Below are 20499 nucleotides of genomic sequence, written 5' to 3' on the forward strand. Positions count from 1 at the left end.
GTTTAATTCCCTCATTCAGCAAATTCGAATATGCGCAAAATGCATGAATAACTGTCTAATTATTCGTCACTGCTGTAGAAAAGGCTAGTTCATAGACTGTAAATAGCTTGCAACGGCCGCTGTTTCGTTAACAACACGCTGGGAAATCGCTGGCCACGCCATAAAGTAGCCGAAGGCTCTTAGCTGATTTGTTCTTAAAGGGCCTTTGCTGGTATTTTCTAGATTCCACGAGCTTTGATAAGCGATATTTTTAAATTCGTTTTTCCAGTCCCATTGTTTGAAGTTCAACTCTCCCCATTGATGAGCCGTATTCGCTAAATGGCAACTCGCGCAGTCCAGTGTTCCTGGATTGTGCTTTTCTGGGTTTTCGTATTCTTGGACTTTTCCCATCAAAGTTTTGATTTGCGCTTCTGTGAACTTTTTCTTTGTCGTTGAAGAATCAGAAACAAGTTTTGCAAATTCAAGATCAGCTTCTGGAGGTGGCATCATTCCACCCGTGAAGCTTTGGAATTGCGACGAGCTTTGAATGACTCCTTGAGTTCTTCCTTTAATTCTTGGAATGGTCATTGGTTTTGGTTGGCCGTTTTCGATATCAAAACCTGAAAAAATCCAAAGCTGTTCGCCTGACATAACGTTCATAGCTGTCATGCGGATAAGATTTTTCTCTCCACAGTAATTTAGGATTAAAGCTCTTAGATATTTCCAGTAAGGACCTTTAAGTCCTTCGGCTTTCATTTGTGGATGGATTTGTAGTGCATCTGTTGATAAGCCTGAAGAAAGTTTCTGCCAGTCTTTCCAAAGTTGATTGAATGTCTCTTCATCGAACTCGTAAAAGCTATGCACGGCTGCATCGCGAGTGTCTGCCGCTTGATCTGCGTGGAATACTGGTTGCCAGATCAGACGAATTTGATGGCGACACTCAAGCGGCCCCTCACCTTCTGTGAAACAAGGATCAATGCGGATGCCGACAACTTTTAAAGAGTTTCTCCATGTAATGTGATTTGGAACTTCAGGAACAAGTTGCACGATTTCTTGATAAGTCTTTTTTGCAAGCAATGCCCCTTGAGGTCCTTTGTCTTCAGGACTTAACATCAAGGACATTTCTTTTTCTTTGGGAAGAGGAAGAAGAATCGTGAGGTCGTTCAAACTCATTGCTTGGACCTGAGAAACAGATAAAACAATACCTAGAAAAAGACAGAATAACTTTGCTCTCATGACCCGAGCTTTTTCCAGAATCGGGCCGGTAATTCAACAAGCAAATTTAAATGAAAAGGAATTGAGCCTATAAGGCGCAACGCATCCTAGTCTTCTGACTTTTTCGGGAAGAGGTCTTCGACTTTCACATTGTTTTTACGACGAACACGGGGTTCTTTGCGTTCTTCTTCGTAGAACTCCCCCTGCAGTCGGCGCATGGGCATTTGATCTAGTTCTTTGATGAGACCATAAATTGCAATAAACCGCTTTTTTGTTTTTATAAAAAAATGTTTCAATTGTAAGCTCCACGAATTAAGAGCTCTTAGTTTAACGCAGGAATATCGATTTATTTCATAATATTGAAGATAGAAAATTTTCTAGACATTTATATTGATTCTATAAAACAAAAATAAAACATTTATCATTTTTTGATTGATGTCGTTTTTCATATATAAAAATTCTTATCTGTCTAGTTAACTTTTATTTATTTATTTTTTTCTTTGCTTCGACTTGATCTCCGGTCGCTGTTGAAGCTGATGCGACAGCAGGTGCCGCATTTCTTGGATGAAATGGCCATAAGTCATTTGCCCATTTTTTAATGTCCAAATCAGGTAATCCGAGGCGACCGAAGTCCTTCGCAATCAAACTTGAGATATTCTCCCTAAACGGCGAATCAATTGAAGCAACCCTTGAATACTTCCCATCAACTGACTCACCGAGTGTAATTTGATCCCAAGAAAGTAAGCTCAATTTTTTTAAATCAACCAAGAAGCCAGGCAAATCTGGATCATGCAACCTAGGCAACAGAATTCGTCCGCCCTCAGGCTCCTTTTGACGGTGGCTACCAATTCTATCTGCCAATTTATCAACATTCGGAGCATCTTTGAATTCGGGTTTACCAGTTAATAAATCTGGAACTGTATCGAGCTTGGCAACCAAAACGTTTTCAATTTTAGGGCTACGACCGCTTTCTTTTACAAGATCACACGAAGGCGATAAAACAAGAACATAAGATAAAGTGGTCTTATTCAATAGTATATCACCAGTTAATAAACTCGTATCGGGTATAGGTGGATATAAATATATCTCCCATGGACTCAAGTAATTTTCGCTCAAATGAACAGTAAAATCGAGAGATGCCGCAAAACGCCGCATAAACAGCCGCGCTCTTTCTTCGTTTTTTAAGGTCACTTCGGAAAGCTTTGGATACCAATCCATCAAAAGCTTATAGTTAATGTCTTTAAATATTCTCTTTGCGTCTTCCAAAAATCCAATTTTTTGTTCGACTTCCTTCAATTTAGCCAAGAGCGAGAGGTCCGACCCAGCGCCTTTTTGAACATATTCAACAAGCGGATGCCTCATTATTCTTTCGTCTATGTCTGACTTGTCTAAAGATGTATATACAATAACCGGACAGATCTCATTCTTAAAAATATAATCAAGAATTGTGTTGCCGTCACGCTCATTAGTATTCTGATTTTTTATATCAACAATCAAAATTGAAAATTTAAGCCTGTCGAGATTGAGTTTCGCACGCTCAAAATCATTTGAATCATGAATTACAAAATTTTGATCCTCATTGCAGTCTTTCAAAGTTGCTTTAAAAGTATCAACTATATTCTCGACTTCATCTTCTATCCAAAAAATATTCACGCGTTACTCCAAAGGAAGAACTAGCTTAAAGCTGGCTCCATCTAATTTTTTTGAATTACCTGCAGAAACTGAGCCACGATATTTTTCACATATTTCTGCAACAACCGTTAATCCCATCCCAGTGCCGTCTGGCTTCGAACTTACACCAGGCATAAAGACAGCTTCCAAAAAATCCTCTCTGATCCCTGTTCCGCTATCTTCGATGTATATGGTCACAAAATTATCAATCTGCTGACCGACTCTGATGTGAATTTTTCTTCGCTCCTTGTCAACTTTACTCAGCCAATAGAGAGAGTTTTGAAATAAATTTTGAAGTAAGACAAAAAGCTCTCCTTCTGTCATTGCCAATTCGATATTTGTTCCTGAACGAATAATTTCCGTCTTGGAACTCTCAATGACTTTTCGGTTAGCATCGAGACAGCTATCGATAAGTTTATCTAATGCAACTTTTTGTCCGGCCTTTCTGCGGAACTTTGCTCCCGCTAATGGCAAGATCGCCGAAGAAAGACTTTCTAAAGAACTTAGCGCTCTATCGGATGTGTCTAACCGTTTTAAAATGGCTTCCTTGTCTTTAGAATCGCAAACTTCGAGAGCTTTTCTCCCCTCACGATTACTGGCGGAGATTGCCGTGCTCGAGTTGCGTACTTCATGAGCCATATATGAAGCAATTGTTCCCACAGAAGCAAGCCGACTATAATAACCCAACCTTTCAGCGATGGTATCCTTTTGCTTTTGTATTTCCGTTTCAAGTATCTCGAAGTTTTTGATTACTCTTTCTTTTTCTTCTTCATTTTCGATTGAATCACGAATAATTTGTAAGGTGGAAATTACTTTTTCACTTTCAAGTAAGTTATAAAAAGACTGCGTTCCTTCCGATTTAAATTTATATATTTTTCTTTCGTCTTCTAAGATCTTTATTATCTCAATAAGTGACGCCGTCAATTGAGCACTGGCTGGATTGCTTTCAAGAGCTTCCCTATCTGCCGTATCTTTGATTTCTGGATTTGTTTCTATACCAATATCAACAAATGCTATGATATTCGCGGAGGACAACTTATCTCCAACGCGACTAACACGTCTCTGCTCAAGCTTAAGCCAGTCGTTACCAGCTGTCTTAGGCAAAACTAAAATGTCATCCCTATACAGGGAAACACCTTTATTCAAGCGAATTGCATCTCGAACTTCTCGGTTTCCTAATTTATATTCATAACCAATATCTTTAATTGAATCAGAATCTAAATCCCACACGCGAAACTCAAAAGAAAATGGCCCGCATGATGCGTGATCGCTCCAGGCTTCAAGCTTCTCATTAATCGACTTTTCGTCGTTAATTCCTCTCTTCCGGACAAGCATTCTCCCTTTTACTTGACCTCTTTCATCAACTTTACCCTTGAGGAAGTAATGTGGTTTATCCAAAAATGAAGGTGCATTATCCGTGAGACATAGCGGTGAAGGCGAAAACACAGGATGTTCTACAAAAATATCAAAACCTTCATATCTTCTAAGAGGAGGTCGGATCCTACTCAATTCGGACGTCATCTGCTCAAACAGCTCTTCATTGGAAAGCCAATCTTTTCGTTTAAGCTTGGAAAGTCTAATCAATGTACCGTGCGAATTTTTTAAAAATGGAGATGCCGCAGCTTCTTCAATCACAACACCGAATCCAGAGAAGTCGAAATCTGTGTAGTTCGAGGGGGAGTCGAGAGAATCCAAACTACTCCAATCCAAAAGCAGTTGAATGCATTTCTTTCCTTGCTCCTGAGTGTAGATTTCAAGCTCTCCTCCTAAACGTGCTGCCGACAATCTACCAATTCCTTTTTCTCCGGACAGAGCTCTTCCCTTCTGTCCTTTCGCAGCTAAAATCTTTTTATATGGAGTAAAAAGAACCGTCCAAACTTCGCGAATTAACGTTTCGGACATCCCATATCCATCGTCTTCTACTTCGATAAAACTGCCTTGCGAATCTTCGCCAAAGCGAACAGTGACCTTTTTAGCCATAGCATCATAGGAGTTCTTAACGAGCTCAGAAAGTGCCACGAAGTCATCGGTCACTAAACGTTCGCCAAGTTCTTTAATTGCACGAGGATGAATTCTAAATGGAATAATTTTTTGTTGCATTAGTATATGCTAAATTTTGTTTATGCTTACGACAAACAATAAGCGTATGTCTCGACGAAGGACTATCAACAATAATTATTCTTTTGAAATTAATCTTTTAATTTGCAAAGCCTGTCTTCTGATGAATTCAGGAGGCAAGGCGTTTCCTACCATGAGTGCAGCTCCGGTCTTGCCCCTTTTCATAGAGAAAAAATAATTTTTTGGAAAAGTCTGAATTAGCGCTGCTTCACGAATGGTAATGGCTCTGTTCTCCATTGGATGCAAAAATCTACCCTTCGATGGTTCAACACAACCTCCTGTTATTGTTGGAGCTACATCGTTCCATTTCATACGCCCATATACGTCATTGAAGCCGTTCGTTCTTTTGTGGCAATCCATTAACAATTTTTTGGGCAACGCAGATCTACTGCCGCCATCCAATGGAATTAAAGATACGATTTTTTGTACTTTTGGAGATCTCTTTTCTCCATGATTGTGAGCCGGATCTTTACTTTTTTCCGGTTTCTCAATCCCCTTCAATACATCCGAAACCACTACTTTTTTTGAGGCAGGATCAGCGAAAATTAAATTACCAACGCGGCTTGCAAGAAGAATAAATCTCTTTCGTCTTTGCGGAACTCCAAACTTTGCCACATCAAGAACATCATATCTTACTTGATATCCCATGCCATTTAGTTCGGAAATAAACTTTGCAAGTCTTTTCCCTTTAGCAAGGCCTGGCACATTTTCCATCATCACAGTTTTAGGAAGAAACTCGCTAACAAAATCTAAAAAATTAAACATTAAGTTATTTCTATCGTCCCGAACAGAAACATTTTTTTTTCGGGTTCTCAAAGTAGAGAATCCTTGGCATGGTGGACAACCAGCAATAAGACCCAATTCGCCTCTTCTCAACCTCAACTCTTTCCTCAACACGGCAGGGTCAATTGTTCTAATATCTTGGTGAAGCAACTTCGTACTCTTGTGATTTACTCGATACGTTTCGGCGGCTAAGTCATCAATTTCTACAGCGGCCAAAACATTAAAACCAGCTTTTTTTAACCCTAAGGTCAAACCGCCGCATCCGGAAAATAAATCAATAGATGTAAAACGAGATTGATATGATTTCATACAGCTGTCCTCACACGATGCATATTCTTATAGTGCAAATCATCTATTGATAGGTAAACAGATTCTACTATTTACAGACAATCGTCCAGCAAGGCAAGAGTGAAACATTATTCATCAACGAGCATTGCAAGTTTGATTTGCCTTAAGACTTTTTCTGGCCTCTTCAAAATATCTGATGCCCATACTCTAATCACAACGAAACCCAAATCTTTTAATTCTTTTGTCACTTTTTTGTCTCGTACAACATTTCCACCTATTTTCTGAAGCCAGAAATCTTTTCTAACCATTTTTTTATTCTGCATTTCCTTTAAAAATCTACCGTGCCAAAAATCTCCATCACAGAAGATTACAGTTTTATTTTTAATACTGAAAAAATCCGGATGACCGGGCAAGCTTAGAGAATGCCTGCGAAACTTGAAGCCATTCTTCTTCAAAAGCCTATCAAGCAGTAATTCAGGTTTTGTATTCCTAGACTTCACTGCTTGCATATTTTTTGATCGCTTCTCTGAAACTCGCCCGCGAATTTTCGCCACATAGTCTCCCGACCGTAAAAAATATCTTCATATTCTGAGGTTATTCTAAAGCGAATTGGGGCAACTTTACTGGAATTTATCGAGTTGTTTTTTTACAGCTCACTCAAACGACTATGACTGGGAGAATTTGGATTAACAGCTTTCTTTTTTATTAAACATTGTAATTAAAAAAAATCCCGCAAGAAGCGGGGATTTTAAAGTTAATATTAGCACATTTATGCGAAGCTACTCCGCATCCGCCCCATCACTCTGACCACCACTCTCATCCGACTCATCAGAATCATCCGGAGGAAGCTCTTGCTTGGTCTTCGTCAAAGTTTCATCTTTCACAGATGAAGGAGTCTTAGCCAAAACCGTATTACAAGAAGCTTTCACTCTAAAGAAATGCTTCCACATCTCTTCATCAGCTTTTCCCTTGATCTCGGGTTCTTGCAGCTCTGAACCCATGTAGGAACCGAATTTGGCAAATTCTTTAAGACGTTTTAAGCGAGGAATTTTGCGTTCTCCATCACACTCCCCTTGAGATGCTTTTCCACCTTCAGCAATAAAGCTGAAAGCTTTCGGAGGAGTTTTTCTTCTCGCCAACGCAAAAGAGCCAGGGCTCATCATTGGTTGAAGAAGTAATACGCATGCAAAGATCACTGATTTTTTAAATTTGATATTCCACATACGGAAAATGCTAACAGAAAGTGTCGGCCCGCGAAAAATAAAAAAGGCAGCACAATGGCTGCCTTCTTAAAAAATTTGGTAGTGAGAGGCGGACTTGAACCGCCGACCTACGGATTATGATTCCGTTGCTCTAACCAGCTGAGCTACCCCACCACACGAATCACGCAAAAGCGTGAAGCAGGATTTTTAATTGGGGACGTGCATTATGTCAATCCTGGGCTTTGCGTTAAATTACGTTTTTTGAAATATGCTGAATATTCCAAAGTTTCCTCGTCTTAGGTCTTGACCTCCACCTCAATCCGCCATGCAATTACAGATGATGTAAGAAAACCACGGAGGGGGACTTATATGAAAAAAATAATGGTGGCACTTGCCGTGCCAGCGCTACTTATTGGCTGTTCCAAGGACGACAAATCTAAAAAGCCAACTTCCTTTGAGCCTACGACGCTTTCAAGTCTGTTTTGGGCTCAGCAAACAAACGTTATCACGATCAAAACAATGGATGATCAACCACTTGCGGGTGCTCAAATTTTGATCGGCGATGCTCTGAATGCTCCTTTTTCAGGCAACTTCCTGACAACGGATGCAAATGGTCAGGTGGAGCTTCCTGCGGGATGGACTTCGGCTCAAGCAGTCACAGTTCAAGCTCCGGGATACTTGCGCACGACTTACATGTCGCAGGAGCCGGGTTCTTTGACGATCAAACTGCGCCCGATTCCAACAAAAGTTCAGCATGAAGTGCGTGGCGGAACTCAAGGACTTCCGATCCAAGATAAAGACGGCTTCGTCGATTTCGGTCTTGTGATGCCAGCGTTTACGAAACTCGATATGCTCTCTTTTGACATTAATAATGTCATCAGCCCGCAGTACGATCGTATTTCAGCGATGGGCCAAGATATCGATGTTCCTGCTAACATCTCTTTGCCAAAACAAAGCGAAAAGTATTCTTTGTTCACAATCACTTTGGATAAACCAACGTATCGTATTTATTACGGACAACCGGGCGTAAATCGCGTGTTCGCAGCTCGCGGTCGCTTCCCATTTAAATCCACAGTGGATGCTTTGCGCGGCGGAGCTGAGTTCTATGAACTTATCAATGATTTCAAAATCAACGGCGGAGCTGTTCGCGATATCGAAATCAAATCCGGCCAAACAAAATTGGATATGCCGACTCGCGAGTTGAATTTCTCTGAGCCTAAAAATCTGACGGCTCCTCAATTCCGCGCCGATGAAATGTTCATCGCTGTCGGTGTAGCGAACCAATCTGGTTACTTAATCCCAACAGACGTTAAGAAGATCCCTCAAGGTCAGAAAATGGCTTTGAACACGCTTCCTGGCTCTGAACAGTTGGTTTTGGGTGTCCTTAAGAAATCGGCAGACATGAAGAGCGGCGGAGATCGTATGAGTGCGACCCTGCTTCCTTTTGCAGCAGGTGCGGCTCCTTCAATGCTTCCATTGATTCCTGATCCAACGATTTCAGGCGATGAAGTCTTGATGCCTAAGTTTAACTCAGTTGCGGGTGTAAATCCGATTGCGACTTACTCTGTACTTTCTAAAGAAGAGGAAGTTCAGCAAGGAAACGCCAAAGTGAAGATCTATATGGCGCAATGGGAAGTATACGCACAAAACTGGCTTGAGCGCATGAAACTGCCCCAATGGCCAAGTGACTCTGCGATTCCTGGTAAAAAACGCTGGGAAGTGAACTTCGTCGGCAGCCAAACTGCTTCACAAGCAGCCCTCGGACCTGCTATGATCGAAGCCGCAACACATGTTACACACAGCTCAATCTCTTTCTAGAAAAATACTTCTTGGACTTGTGATTATCACAGGCTGCACTCTTTTTGGGTGCAGCTTGTTCGACAAAAAGCCTTCTGCCCATGCGCGCATGGGACAAATCAACAAACAAAAAGTTTTCTTCGCCACCTACGATCAAGTGTGGAGAGCCGCTCACGCTGTTCTTAAATATCCTATCGCTCAAGAAAATCAGGACACTGGTGTTATCGAAACCGAATACATCAAAGGCATCGACGGCTGGCTTCCACCGAACGAACAACGTCCACCTTCCAGTGGCATCCGCTACAAACTGACATTGACGTTTGCCAAAGGAAAAACCGAAGGTCGTGAATCTGTGCGTGTGACAGTTGATAAGCGAATGGAAATTCTAAGAGATTTCTTTTCTGAACCAGAAACCATGGAATCCGATGGCCTTGAAGAGAAGATTATTTTCTATCGCATTGAACGAGAGCTTGTGATCAACGACGCTCTTAAACGCGCCAACTAATATTTATTTCTCAGGATGCATTTTCATTCCACTGATTTGAAGGAAGATCTTGCCAGCCCAAGGATCATTTCCGTAAGCTTCCGTCAAAGTATTGGAAATAAAGTATTTTGACACCGAGACACCCGCTTGAAAATCCATATTCGCAAATGAAACTAAGTGATGGCTGTAGCCAAGCGTCGCCTCCGTGATCCACTCCGGATGAGCAAGATCATCGGCGCTGACCGCCAGTTGACCAGGAGTTCTTTGCAAAACTTCGATTCGTCCCCAGATCGTCATGGGTTTTCGAAAGAAAGCGAATTCTTCCAGAAACGAAGTAAGATCCGGGATAAGATCGTAATTCTCAACCCGACCATAAATAAACGTATTGTAGCCTTTCCAATAATCCGTTACCTGCCATTCGTTATATAAAGAAACAGAGTAGCGACGATAAAATTTAATTTGCTCTTCATCTGGCTCTGGCTGATGGACATAAGCAAACGAAACCAATCCCAACATTTTTTCGCTCAACTGATAACCGATGCGGGCGGCTCCAGAATCAAGTGCTCCTAATTTAAGTTCGACAACGTCAGGCTCTGGCTCTGTCCCGTGAAACGCTGAAACCTCCAATGACGTTTTTTCTTTATACAACTCGGCTCCTAAAACAGTGCTCGAAATATGCCCCACATCTTGTCCAACGTGATGCCCTAGTGGAGCATCCGGATTTACCATTCCCGTATTTCTGTGCATAAATGCAATCGGCCCCTCGGTCGTTTGTCCTCGAGGAGAAAAAAAGATTTTGAGGCGGTCCTTGGAATTATCATCCCATCTATAAGTATCACTCAATGTCAGTCCCATGACCGGAGAAGAATGCGGATGTTGAGCATCAATATACGGCTCTCCATCCGAATTTTTCTCTCCAATCTGAAAGAGCTCCGGATATCCTTCTTTCGGGAATGTCCATTTTTCAAAAGTAAGCATTAAGTTGATTCCGAAAGTGTGGGAAGATTTGTTGTTCTTTTGATAATCGAACATCAGCATGTTCGGTGCCGCGAATTTATCCTCCCCCCTTGGGCCTTCTTGACTGATCCCGACAAGAAATAAATTGCCGTGAGTCATTAAACTTCCAAATTCTTTTTCACCCGTAGGAACTACCAAACACATTCCCGTCAGGAGATCGAGAGACTCATTCGGAGAAGCGCAGAATAACGAAGACATATGCGAATGTTCCATCATCCCCATTTCGTGGTGAGTTTCTTCAGCCAAGACTCTCTTCGTGATGAACGCGAAAATAATAAGAAAGATCAAACAGCGCATATTTTTTCCTCTGACGAGGAAGTATCTCATGATCACTAAGAGGTTCGCAGCGGGACCTGAGCTGATTGCCAAAATACCGATTGGACACCTTGAACAAAAATGGTGCAAAATAGAATCGTATTTAAGGAGCAAAGTTTATGGCGGATCACAATCATGCACATCACCCACATCATGATCATGATCATCAGCAAGCACCCGCTATTGAGGATAAGCGCATTTACACTTGCCCTATGCACCCGGAAGTTAGACAAGTCGGACCTGGCAATTGCCCTAAATGTGGCATGACTCTGGAACCAGTAGAAGTCAGCGCTGAAGAAACTGAAAATCTCGAGCTGACGGATTTCACTTACCGCTTGAAAGTCTGCACGATTCTGACAGCCCCCCTTCTTCTTTTGGCCATGTCCGATTTAATTCCAGGACAACCTATTCAGATGAATCTTCCACATTGGCTTTACGCCGGAGTTCAACTGCTTCTTGCCACACCCGTTGTTCTTTGGGGAGGCTATCCATTTTTTCATCGCGGATGGCTTTCGATTAAAACGTGGAACTTGAATATGTTCACTCTGATTGCCATTGGAACAGGCGTTGCTTACGTCTTTAGCGTGATTGCGACTTTCTTCCCATCTATCTTTCCGGAAAGCATGCTCGCACACGGTGGACAAGTGCCACTCTATTTTGAAGCAGCCGCTGTCATCACAACACTGGTACTTTTAGGACAAGTTCTCGAACTGCGAGCAAGAAATCAGACGGGAAATGCCATCAAGGCTCTTCTGGGTTTGGCTGCCAAAACGGCCCGACGAATCAAATCCGACGGCACGGAAGAAGATGTTCCGATTGATGCCATTCACCCAGGTGATCTTTTGCGAGTTCGCCCCGGAGAAAAAGTCCCCACCGATGGTGACGTCACCGAAGGCAGATCGGTTATTGATGAATCAATGATTTCAGGAGAACCCATCCCCGTTGAAAAAGAAGTTGGCGATAAAGTCACAGGAGCCACGGTCAACGCGACAGGTTCTTTCGTGATGAGAGCCACCAAAGTGGGTGCTGATACGCTTCTTTCACAAATCGTAAAAATGGTATCACAAGCGCAGCGAAGCCGTGCTCCGATTCAAAAACTTGCTGATACGGTCTCTTCATACTTTGTTCCCGCTGTGGTTTTAATCGCCTTCATCACGGGACTTGTCTGGTATTTCATTGGGCCTGATCCAAAACTAACTCACGCCATTATCAACGCTGTTGCTGTACTAATTATTGCGTGTCCTTGTGCTCTGGGCCTTGCAACTCCGATGTCGATCATGGTGGGAACTGGCAAAGGGGCCACTCACGGAGTTTTAATTAAAAATGCAGAAGCTCTAGAACATCTTGAAAAAATAACGACTCTTGTCGTTGATAAAACTGGAACTCTTACTCTGGGAAAACCAAAACTTTCGGAAGTGAAAGTGCTTGGTGATTTCAAGGAAACCGAAGTTCTTTCATTTGCGGCATCACTTGAAAAATCAAGCGAGCATCCTTTAGCTGAAGCCATTGTCTTAGGAGCTAAGGAGCGTGGTGCCCCTATCGTAAACGTGGATGACTTCGATTCTGTCACCGGCATGGGTGTAAAAGGAAAAGTCTCTGAAAGAAGTGTCCTTATTGGCAACAGACGTTTGATGGAAACAAATGGCATTGCCTCCTCTGAGTTAATTCAGATTGCCAAAGATCTGCAGGCAAACGGTCAAGGAGCCATGTTGGTCGCCATTGATGGAAAACCTGCAGGCGTGATTTCGGTGAAAGATCCGATCAAGACCTCTTCCAAACCTGCTATCAAATATTTCCACGATCGAGGAGTTGAAGTTGTTATGCTCACAGGCGACAACCCCAACACCGCAAATGCCGTGGCCCGCGAACTTGGAATTGACCGAGTTGAAGCCGAGGTTCTGCCTCACCAAAAAGGCGAAATTGTAAAGAGGCTCCAAGATCAAGGAAAACGAGTTGCTATGGCTGGTGACGGAATCAATGATGCCCCAGCTCTTGCCCAGGCTGACATTGGGATTGCGATGGGAACTGGAACTGATGTCGCTATTGAAAGTGCGGGAGTCACACTTCTCAAAGGAGACCTTTCGGGAATCGTACGCGCCCACAAACTAAGTCAAGCTACGATGAAAAATATTAGGCAAAATCTTGTCTTTGCTTTTGGTTATAACACTCTTGGGGTTCCGATCGCGGCGGGAGTTCTTTATCCTTTCTTCGGTCTGCTTTTAAGTCCGATGATCGCAAGCCTTGCGATGAGCTTAAGTTCTGTTTCCGTGATCGGGAACTCCTTAAGACTTCGATCTATCGACCTAGATAAGGGATCCCAATAACATGATTGATACGAAGACTCATCATCTTCCACCCGACGACACGACAATTATTTAGCTCTTTTCAACAAGTCTTCTTCTTCGATTCTTTTATCGCCGTTCACATCAAAGGACTTCCAATACTCAACACAACGAGGATCCGGTTTTAATTCCGAGAACTCAACAACTCCATCGCCATTCTTATCTGAATCCTTAAAAAGCTCATAAGGAGTTCCGCACTTTACCGTGTCAAATTCAGAAGATGATTTCGACTGCGTGGCGCATCCACAAAGACCGGTAATTAAAACAAAGATAGAAAAAAACTTATTGCACATACAATAACCTCAACCTAGTACAACACGACTTCTAAAGAGCCTGCTAAATAAAGAATCGTCACGGAAGCTTCGGGCTTTCCGATCATTCCGTACGTATCTAAAAGAGTCGCTCCACAGTAAGAAAAATAAATCTGCCCCAAAGAGTTACTTTCTAATTTCTGCTTAATCCAATCTTCAAGCACCACCATCCAAGGATCTTTACGCAACGAAGAACACTTCGCCGTATCCGGAGTTAAAATATAAATGATGGCATTGCGAGTTCCTGAGTTGTAACCAAGAGCCAACGCTGCGTTTCGCGGAAACTTAATTCCTTCTGGAATGGAAAGCTTTTTTCTCCAATGAGATTCGGTTGCAGCCGTTAACTTCTGAGCCCGCTCTGCCGTCACAGGAAGCGCCGAGAGATAAACAGATCTAATCCCCGGAGACTTTGGATCTTGGGAAAGTAAAATAGTTCCTGTCGCCACGTCGCGCTCTTTGCCTGGAGCGTAAGCTCCGAGCATAAATGCAGCTTCTGAACCTTCACAAATATTTGTACACCGTTCAAATGGCAAAGGTTCAAGATCGCCAAGAAGTGATTTCCAGATTTTTAAGCTTGCGACCAAATCATTGCGACAAACATTTTTGCATTGTTCAGAAGACTTCAATGTTTGACGAACCAATCGCACCGGACGGCTTTGTTTTTCAACTGTCGCAACTCCCGAAAATTCATTTTCGCCTTCTCGACGAAGCTCCACTTCAAAGCCTTGTGTTTTTTCGTCCTCTTTACCGCCAGGTTTTATCGTCAGGCGATTGTCCATTAAGCGAACCGGAAATGCCGAACCATTGACCGTTGCACGAAATGTGTCAGCACTGCCTCCTTTAGTAAAAACAAAATCACCAATCACGCGGTTCTTGTCTTTGCCGGAGCCCTTGTTCTCCTTTACCTCCAGCGTCCAATGTCCCTCGGTAATTGGTGTTGAGAAAGCCTCTGCCGCGAAGGCTTTAAAAGGAATAACAAGATTTAGTAAAATAAAAATCGAAAGCATATCTGCCTTTTCTTCAAACAATCTATTTGCAGTCCGTCTGTTCGTGATTATTATTGAAACATGATCAATTTAAAAATTGGAATCGTATTTTTTGTAAACCTTCTTGTTTCTTTATCTGCGTTCGCCGCAGCTAGAGAAATGACCATCTCTATAAAAAACAGAATGCCTGACGACCTGACAATCGTCGATTTTCGAGCCGCCGAAGGAGAATGGAAGAAAGCTCCTACTCGCGGTTACGTTATTAAGCCGGGCGAAACTCTTAAAATGTCTCTGGGCTCCAAAGATTTTATGGGAGGGGTTCGCGCGATCCTTACGCTGCACACTGAGGTCTTCGCAGGAGATGTCGTGTTTGAGAATCCTTATTTTGGCGCTAACACTTATAAAGTTGGAGATATGGGCGGATGCTTCCGCATTGGTGGTTCTGTCGTAAATGAAAGATCTAACGATGTTTTATTCGATATGGTCACTTGGGGAGGCTATTGCGGCTGCCCGTACATTCACGCCAGACAAACCCCTTACTGCCAGGACCTAAAAAGATTGTTTCCACCAAATTAAGAATTAAAGCTCGATCTTTTCTTTCTTAACGTAGTCTTTCCACATGCCAACAAGAGCGGACTTGGTGACTTTGCCTTCGCCAAGTTTTACGCCTGTGAGTTTTTCAAGACCACGAATTGCCGGGATATGAAGACGGTCGTCTTTATCAGATAACAATCCCGCAAAGATCTTCGTTTCACGATCTAAAGGTTTCTTCGCCAAAACTTCAACGATCTGATGGCGGATCCAAAGACTTTGGGCGTTTTTAAAGTTGTACCCTTGATTGAGCTCTTCCCACAAAAGATCGCGAACATCGCCAGAAGAACTTTTCTCTAACACACCGACTGCCGCAGAACGAACAACCAAAGCTTTATCTTTAAGAAGTTTTTGCGCGAGTTTCTCCCCTTGCGATGGATTCACTTCGCTCAAGGCCACAAGGGCTGCGTTACGCATGTACCAATATTTATGACTGGAAGCTTTTAAAAGATCCGGAGTCGATTTCTCACCGCGAGCCTCAGCTGCTGCCATCAAAGCGCGCCAGCGAATGTTCATGGGTTGTTCTTCATTAAATGCAACGGAGATAAAGTTTTGATAATACTTATCGCCCTGACCTTGAATAACCATGCGACGGTTTTCACTAGGAAGCTTAAGAACTTCCACCGCTGAAGTTAAAGTACTGGATGAAGGTTTAGCTCCGACTGCGAAAGCACTTGAAGATAATCCCGCAACTACAACAGACGCCAGAATAACTTTATTCATAGTCTAACTCTTTTTCGATACGAAGTTTTCAAACTCACTCATCAACTTATCTGATTCATCATTGCCCGCTTTAGCAGCTTCACTGCCGTCACCAGCTTTTTCAGCGGCTTTATCTAAAGCTTTTTGACCTTCAACAGCGGCAGCGAATTCTCTCATCAACTCATCATCGATCAAATCAGATGAAGGTTCTTGTGCGGGAGCTTCGGCGGCGGCTGGAGCAGGTTCTTCTGCCGGAGCCGCTGCCACTTCAGGAGTTGGAGCTGGTTCCGGTTCTGGTGCGACTTCCACTTTTGGAGTTTCAGGAGCTGGCGCTGCCGCCGCTGCTGCTGGTTTTGCACCACCCGCTTTTAGAGCTTCTAACTCCTTTTTCAATTGATCGTTTTCTTCACGATAACGAGAAAGATCGGCGATGTCTTCACTGATGATTTCGTACTCAGCCAGACGCGCTTCCAAATCACGAACTTTGCCAGCAAGCTCATCATTGGCAGCAGAATTGGCACCACCTTCAGAAGCACCCGCTGCTGAAGCACCACCTGATGCCGCAGCTTCTTCTGCAGCCGTTAATGCTTCTTTTAATTGTTTTTGCAGAGTTTCAATTTTTTGATGGCTTTCAGTTAAAGACAAACGAAGCTGTGACACTTCCGCTGCAGATTCTCCCGACGCCGCCGCAGCACCAGCTGCTTTCGAAGAAGACACTGATGATTTTTCCATTTCATCTAAGTCTACATCCACATCAAAATCTTCAGAGGCTCCACCGCCATTGCGTGATGCGGGCTTTCCCGATTGCGCTTGGTTGTCGAGAATCTTCTGCAATGTTTTTTCAAGTTGAGCCGCGTCGAGACCGTGGCCCAAATCTGAACCTCCCTCGCTGGACTTTTTCGCAAAAAAACTGCGATACGCCAGGAAAAGAGAGAGAATAAGAACGAGCGCAACGAGGCCCTCGATGATGACGGTATTATGCTGATCCCAAAAGGAGAGAAATGTATCAAATGTCACAATTCAAATTCTCACCTATCCCAGAGGCCCCGTCAACGCTAGACCTTAGATAGAGTATAGTGGTATGGTTTTTTGAATCCGAGGTGATACATGTCTCAGCGCCCTTTTGATCTTCTTATTCAAGGTGGAATCTGCTTACTCCCCCATCCTTCGGGAACGGGCTTGATCGAACAACAGGCCGATATTGGCATTCTAGATGGCCGCATCGAAAAAATTCGCGACTCTATTACAGATCCTGCCGTCAGAACGATTAAAGCGGAGGGATTGCACGTCCTTCCCGGTATCATCGATAGCCAGGTTCATTTTCGTGAGCCGGGTCTGACTCACAAAGAAGATCTGGAAACGGGAACCAAGGCCGCCATTCTTGGTGGTGTTACGAGTATTTTTGAAATGCCGAACACCAATCCACCAACAACCACGAAAGAAGCTTTCGCCGAGAAACTTCAAAGAGCCCAAGGTCGAGCTCACAGCAACTATGCTTTTTTTATTGGCGGGTCTCATGACAATGTCGACCGGTTGGCAGAGCTTGAAAAATTGCCTCATTGTTCTGGCATTAAAATTTTCATGGGAAGCTCCACGGGAAATCTTTTGGTGGAAGATGACGAAACACTCGAAAGAATTTTGCGCCAAGGCACTCGTCGAGTGATTTTTCACAGTGAAGATGAAATGCGACTGCGCGAAAGAAAGCATATCGCGGTTGATATGGCCGATCCTCATTATCATCCGGTGTGGAGAGATGTAGAGACCGCAGTGAGCTCGACAACAAGACTTTTGCGTTTAGCGCGTAAAACAGGACGCCGTATTCACGTGCTTCATGTTTCCACGGGTGAAGAGATGGATCTTTTAAAAGATCAAAAAGACATCGCCACTGTCGAAGCTCTTCCGCAACATCTCACACTTTATGCTCCTGATTGTTACGATCGCTTAGGAACTTACGCTCAACAAAATCCGCCGATTCGTGAAAAGCGACATTTGGATCGCATTTGGAAAGCGGTTTTAGATGGCACAGTGGACGTGATTGGTTCAGATCATGCCCCCCACACACGCGAGGAAAAAGAACGTCCTTATCCGCAAAGTCCTTCAGGCGTTCCTGGCGTGCAAACACTTCTTCCGATCATGCTGAATCACGTTCATGAGGGCCGCCTGACTTTGCGTCGTTTTGTGGAGATGGTGACGGAAAATCCTTGTCGCGTTTTTGGAATCCAAAACAAAGGACGCCTTCGTCAGGGTTTTGACGCTGATATCACTTTGGTTGATTTGAAAAAAACAAAGACCATTGATAATTCTTGGATCGCAAGTCGCTGCGGATGGACTCCGTTTCATGGCATGTCCGTGACAGGATGGATGACTCACACGATTGTAGGCGGTCACCTTGTGATGGAAAACGATCAAGTGCTGATGCTTCCCCAAGGAAAACCCGTTAACTTTTTGGAAACAAATTAATGCAACCCAATTCTTCTGCCAGTCCCAAAGCTCAGGCCGCAAGTCTTTTCTTTGCGGGCCTTCTTCCCGTTATCGCTTTTACATTGATTGAAGAATACTACGGAACCGTAGCTGGATTGATTGCCGGGATGGTTTTTGGTGTCGGAGAAATTTCTTGGGAGCTTTATAAATACAAAAAAGTTCAAAAACTCACTTGGTTCGGGAATGGAATGCTTTTTATTCTGGGAGGCATTTCACTAATTTCTTCTGAAGGTCTTTGGTTTAAACTGCAGCCTGCTTTGATGGAAGGTCTTTTTGCTTTGATCTTGTGGGGCTCGGTCATTATGAAAAAGCCTTTGTTTGTGTATCTCGCTGAACAACAAGGTCATCAATTTCCTGATATTGTTAAAACCCGCATGAATGGCATCACGATTCGCTCTGGATTTTTCTTTGCTATTCACACAGGACTTGCCGTGTGGGCCGCACTGGCATGGAGCACGACTGCTTGGGCTCTGCTCAAAGGTATCGGCCTAACCGTGAGTTTCATTCTGTATCTTGTCATGGAGGGTTTCCTCTTAAGAAGAGCCGTTTTAAAACAAAAGGCAGAATGAGATATGCATTACTAATTCTTTTTGTCATAGCTTTAAGCGCCTGCAACAGATCGGACATTTTCTTCCGATTTGCTGACGACCTTGCTGTTTCCAAAACAGATGACTATTTCAATCTTACAAGCGAACAACGCGACGATCTTCGTAAAGATGTGCAAAAAGACATTCAGAACATCAAAAAAGAACTTTTGCCCCAAGTCGCAAAAACTTTGCGAGAGATCGAACCTGAAGTTCAAAAAGACAAACCGAATGCCGAATTGATCTCTCGCCACTTTGATGAATTTCAGAATTACTTTAAAAAAGTTTCCGCCTATTTCAAAAACACCGCCGTCAAAGTTTCGTTGAAACTTAAATCCGATCAATACACTCACTTCGCCAAAGAACTTAGAGACGAGATCAAAGAAACTGAAAGCAGCAATGAGCTTCCTGAAGATTCCCTTAATCAAACTTTTAAACGCTATCGTAGGTCGATAGAATTTTGGATCGGCGGACTTTCAAACGATCAGAAAGAAAAAATTAAGAAATTTATCAGCACTCATCCCTACCCCTGGAGATTGCAAAATCAGAGCAAGGAATTTGTCTTAAAGCAGTTTTTGGATTCTAAAGAAAACCCTGAGAAATTAAAAAAATTCGTAGCGGACTTTTACGACGACTTTGAAGCCGTAAGACTTCCGGCCTACACAACGGCCCTCAACGAACATAAAAAGGCTTTTCAGAAATTCCTCATTGAAGAATTCTGGCAAAGCCTTTCTAAAGAACAAAAAACGAATTTAAAAGAAAACCTTTTAGCCCGCGCCGAAGAACTGGAAAAGATTTCTCAGCGTCCTTGAAAATCCGGAGCCTTTTTATCTTTCATCGCTTGCAACGCCGTAAAGTGATCTTCTGTTCTTTGCGTGATCCCCTGATAAGCCGCAGACAAATCTAAGATTGTATTTAGATCGTTCAAATATGCCATCTTCATCGCTTTCTTTGTCATTTGCACAGCAACCGGTGCATTGGCAGCGACTTTGTCAGCAATCTTTTGTGTCTCAGTTTCTAAAACATCCTCACCGACAAAGTAATTCAGAAGTCCCCATTTATACGCCTCTTCCCCTGCCACAAGATCACCCGTTAAAGACATCTGCATGGCTTTAGAAAAGCCGATCACGCGTTGAAGGAAGAAGGTACCACCATCGCCAGGAACAAGTCCTAACTTCACGAAGGTTTCACCGAATTTGGATTTCGCAGTTCCCACTCGCAAATCACACATCATTGCAAGATCACAGCCTGCTCCAATCGCAGGACCATTCACCATCGCAATCACCGGAGTTGAAAGTTCTTCGATGCATTTAGGAATTTGTTGAATACCGTGAATATAGCGCATGCGAAGTTCGTTGGCTTCTCCAGCGAACATGCCCGTTTTATTTTGCATGGCCTTCACATCGCCACCTGCGCAGAATGTAGGACCTTCGCCTTTTAAAACAATCACGCGCACCGCCGGATCAAAATCAGCATGCTTTAAAACGCGTGTCAGGGAATCGACCATTTCCAAAGAAATCGCATTGCTTTGTTCGGGGTTATTGAGCGTCACCCACAGAGTGTGTGAAGACAGAGACAATTTGAGATGCTGGAATGCTTGAGAATAGAACGACATAAGACTTCTCCCCTGTAC

The 20499-nt window shown here is 43.2% G+C and carries 20 protein-coding genes and 1 tRNA gene; 7 read left to right on the forward strand and 14 right to left on the reverse strand.

What is annotated here, in order from left to right; all coding sequences use genetic code 11:
- Positions 1-84: 84 nt before the first annotated feature.
- From ACLSSO_RS12520 to ACLSSO_RS12555, 8 genes are all read right to left on the reverse strand, one after another.
- Entirely contained in the window at positions 85-1215 is a 1131-nt protein-coding gene (locus tag ACLSSO_RS12520; RefSeq protein WP_413943008.1) for a hypothetical protein, read from the reverse strand.
- 86 nt (positions 1216-1301) lie between these two features.
- The gene (locus ACLSSO_RS12525) at positions 1302-1490 is read right to left on the reverse strand and encodes a hypothetical protein (RefSeq protein WP_413943009.1); all 189 of its coding nucleotides are present in this window, start codon (positions 1488-1490) and stop codon (positions 1302-1304) included.
- Positions 1491-1674: 184 nt separating this feature from the next.
- The gene (locus ACLSSO_RS12530) at positions 1675-2847 is read right to left on the reverse strand and encodes a hypothetical protein (RefSeq protein ID WP_413943010.1); all 1173 of its coding nucleotides are present in this window, start codon (positions 2845-2847) and stop codon (positions 1675-1677) included.
- Between the two features lie 3 nt (positions 2848-2850).
- Positions 2851-4965 (reverse strand): ATP-binding protein, encoded by a 2115-nt coding sequence (locus ACLSSO_RS12535; protein ID WP_413943011.1) that lies wholly within the window; start codon positions 4963-4965, stop codon positions 2851-2853.
- Positions 4966-5040: 75 nt separating this feature from the next.
- Positions 5041-6075 (reverse strand): DNA cytosine methyltransferase, encoded by a 1035-nt coding sequence (locus ACLSSO_RS12540; protein WP_413943012.1) that lies wholly within the window; start codon positions 6073-6075, stop codon positions 5041-5043.
- 107 nt (positions 6076-6182) lie between these two features.
- Positions 6183-6608, reverse strand: a complete 426-nt coding sequence (locus tag ACLSSO_RS12545) for a very short patch repair endonuclease (RefSeq protein ID WP_413943013.1) — start codon at positions 6606-6608, stop codon at positions 6183-6185.
- 225 nt (positions 6609-6833) lie between these two features.
- Positions 6834-7277, reverse strand: coding sequence for a hypothetical protein (locus tag ACLSSO_RS12550; protein WP_413943014.1), 444 nt, complete (start codon positions 7275-7277; stop codon positions 6834-6836).
- 76 nt (positions 7278-7353) lie between these two features.
- Positions 7354-7430: transfer RNA gene (locus ACLSSO_RS12555), tRNA-Met, on the reverse strand.
- Between the two features lie 195 nt (positions 7431-7625).
- Here ACLSSO_RS12555 and ACLSSO_RS12560 point away from each other — a divergent pair.
- Both ACLSSO_RS12560 and ACLSSO_RS12565 read left to right on the forward strand, forming a co-directional pair.
- Positions 7626-9074 (forward strand): hypothetical protein, encoded by a 1449-nt coding sequence (locus ACLSSO_RS12560; protein WP_413943015.1) that lies wholly within the window; start codon positions 7626-7628, stop codon positions 9072-9074.
- Entirely contained in the window at positions 9046-9558 is a 513-nt protein-coding gene (locus ACLSSO_RS12565) for a hypothetical protein (RefSeq protein ID WP_413943016.1), read from the forward strand. The genes ACLSSO_RS12560 and ACLSSO_RS12565 overlap by 29 nt, the downstream gene beginning before the upstream one ends.
- A gap of 3 nt (positions 9559-9561) precedes the next feature.
- Here ACLSSO_RS12565 and ACLSSO_RS12570 read toward each other — a convergent pair whose 3' ends face one another.
- Positions 9562-10851 (reverse strand): hypothetical protein, encoded by a 1290-nt coding sequence (locus ACLSSO_RS12570; RefSeq protein WP_413943017.1) that lies wholly within the window; start codon positions 10849-10851, stop codon positions 9562-9564.
- Positions 10852-10988: 137 nt separating this feature from the next.
- Here ACLSSO_RS12570 and ACLSSO_RS12575 point away from each other — a divergent pair, with 137 nt between their 5' ends.
- The gene (locus tag ACLSSO_RS12575) at positions 10989-13193 is read left to right on the forward strand and encodes a copper-transporting P-type ATPase (RefSeq protein WP_413943018.1); all 2205 of its coding nucleotides are present in this window, start codon (positions 10989-10991) and stop codon (positions 13191-13193) included.
- Between the two features lie 47 nt (positions 13194-13240).
- Here ACLSSO_RS12575 and ACLSSO_RS12580 read toward each other — a convergent pair whose 3' ends face one another.
- The gene (locus ACLSSO_RS12580) at positions 13241-13504 is read right to left on the reverse strand and encodes a hypothetical protein (protein WP_295903699.1); all 264 of its coding nucleotides are present in this window, start codon (positions 13502-13504) and stop codon (positions 13241-13243) included.
- Positions 13505-13518: 14 nt separating this feature from the next.
- A complete protein-coding gene (locus ACLSSO_RS12585; protein WP_295903702.1) occupies positions 13519-14529 on the reverse strand; it encodes a hypothetical protein in 1011 nt (336 codons plus the stop codon).
- 138 nt (positions 14530-14667) lie between these two features.
- Here ACLSSO_RS12585 and ACLSSO_RS12590 point away from each other — a divergent pair, with 138 nt between their 5' ends.
- The gene (locus ACLSSO_RS12590; protein ID WP_295903705.1) at positions 14668-15084 is read left to right on the forward strand and encodes a hypothetical protein; all 417 of its coding nucleotides are present in this window, start codon (positions 14668-14670) and stop codon (positions 15082-15084) included.
- 3 nt (positions 15085-15087) lie between these two features.
- On the opposite strand, the gene ACLSSO_RS12595 is transcribed toward ACLSSO_RS12590, so the two are convergent.
- The gene (locus ACLSSO_RS12595) at positions 15088-15822 is read right to left on the reverse strand and encodes a HEAT repeat domain-containing protein (protein ID WP_295903708.1); all 735 of its coding nucleotides are present in this window, start codon (positions 15820-15822) and stop codon (positions 15088-15090) included.
- 3 nt (positions 15823-15825) lie between these two features.
- Positions 15826-16674: a hypothetical protein gene (locus tag ACLSSO_RS12600; protein WP_295903711.1), complete on the reverse strand. Its 849-nt coding sequence runs from the start codon at positions 16672-16674 to the stop codon at positions 15826-15828.
- 234 nt (positions 16675-16908) lie between these two features.
- On the opposite strand from ACLSSO_RS12600, the gene ACLSSO_RS12605 reads away from it, so the two are divergent.
- From ACLSSO_RS12605 to ACLSSO_RS12615, 3 genes are read left to right on the forward strand one after another with little or no spacing between them, the layout of a single operon-like run.
- Positions 16909-18261, forward strand: a complete 1353-nt coding sequence (locus ACLSSO_RS12605; protein WP_413943019.1) for a dihydroorotase — start codon at positions 16909-16911, stop codon at positions 18259-18261.
- On the forward strand, positions 18261-18851 hold the full coding sequence (locus ACLSSO_RS12610) for an inner membrane-spanning protein YciB (RefSeq protein WP_295903717.1): 591 nt from the start codon (positions 18261-18263) through the stop codon (positions 18849-18851). Before ACLSSO_RS12605 ends, ACLSSO_RS12610 begins: the two co-directional genes overlap by 1 nt.
- On the forward strand, positions 18848-19678 hold the full coding sequence (locus ACLSSO_RS12615; RefSeq protein WP_413943020.1) for a DUF6279 family lipoprotein: 831 nt from the start codon (positions 18848-18850) through the stop codon (positions 19676-19678). Before ACLSSO_RS12610 ends, ACLSSO_RS12615 begins: the two co-directional genes overlap by 4 nt.
- On the opposite strand, the gene ACLSSO_RS12620 is transcribed toward ACLSSO_RS12615, so the two are convergent.
- The gene (locus ACLSSO_RS12620; RefSeq protein ID WP_413943021.1) at positions 19666-20481 is read right to left on the reverse strand and encodes an enoyl-CoA hydratase-related protein; all 816 of its coding nucleotides are present in this window, start codon (positions 20479-20481) and stop codon (positions 19666-19668) included. The genes ACLSSO_RS12615 and ACLSSO_RS12620 overlap by 13 nt on opposite strands.
- Between the last annotated feature and the right edge of the window lie 18 nt (positions 20482-20499).

Source organism: Bdellovibrio sp. HCB-162, from assembly GCF_047344985.1.
In the GTDB taxonomy this organism is placed as follows: Bacteria; Bdellovibrionota; Bdellovibrionia; order Bdellovibrionales; family Bdellovibrionaceae; genus Bdellovibrio.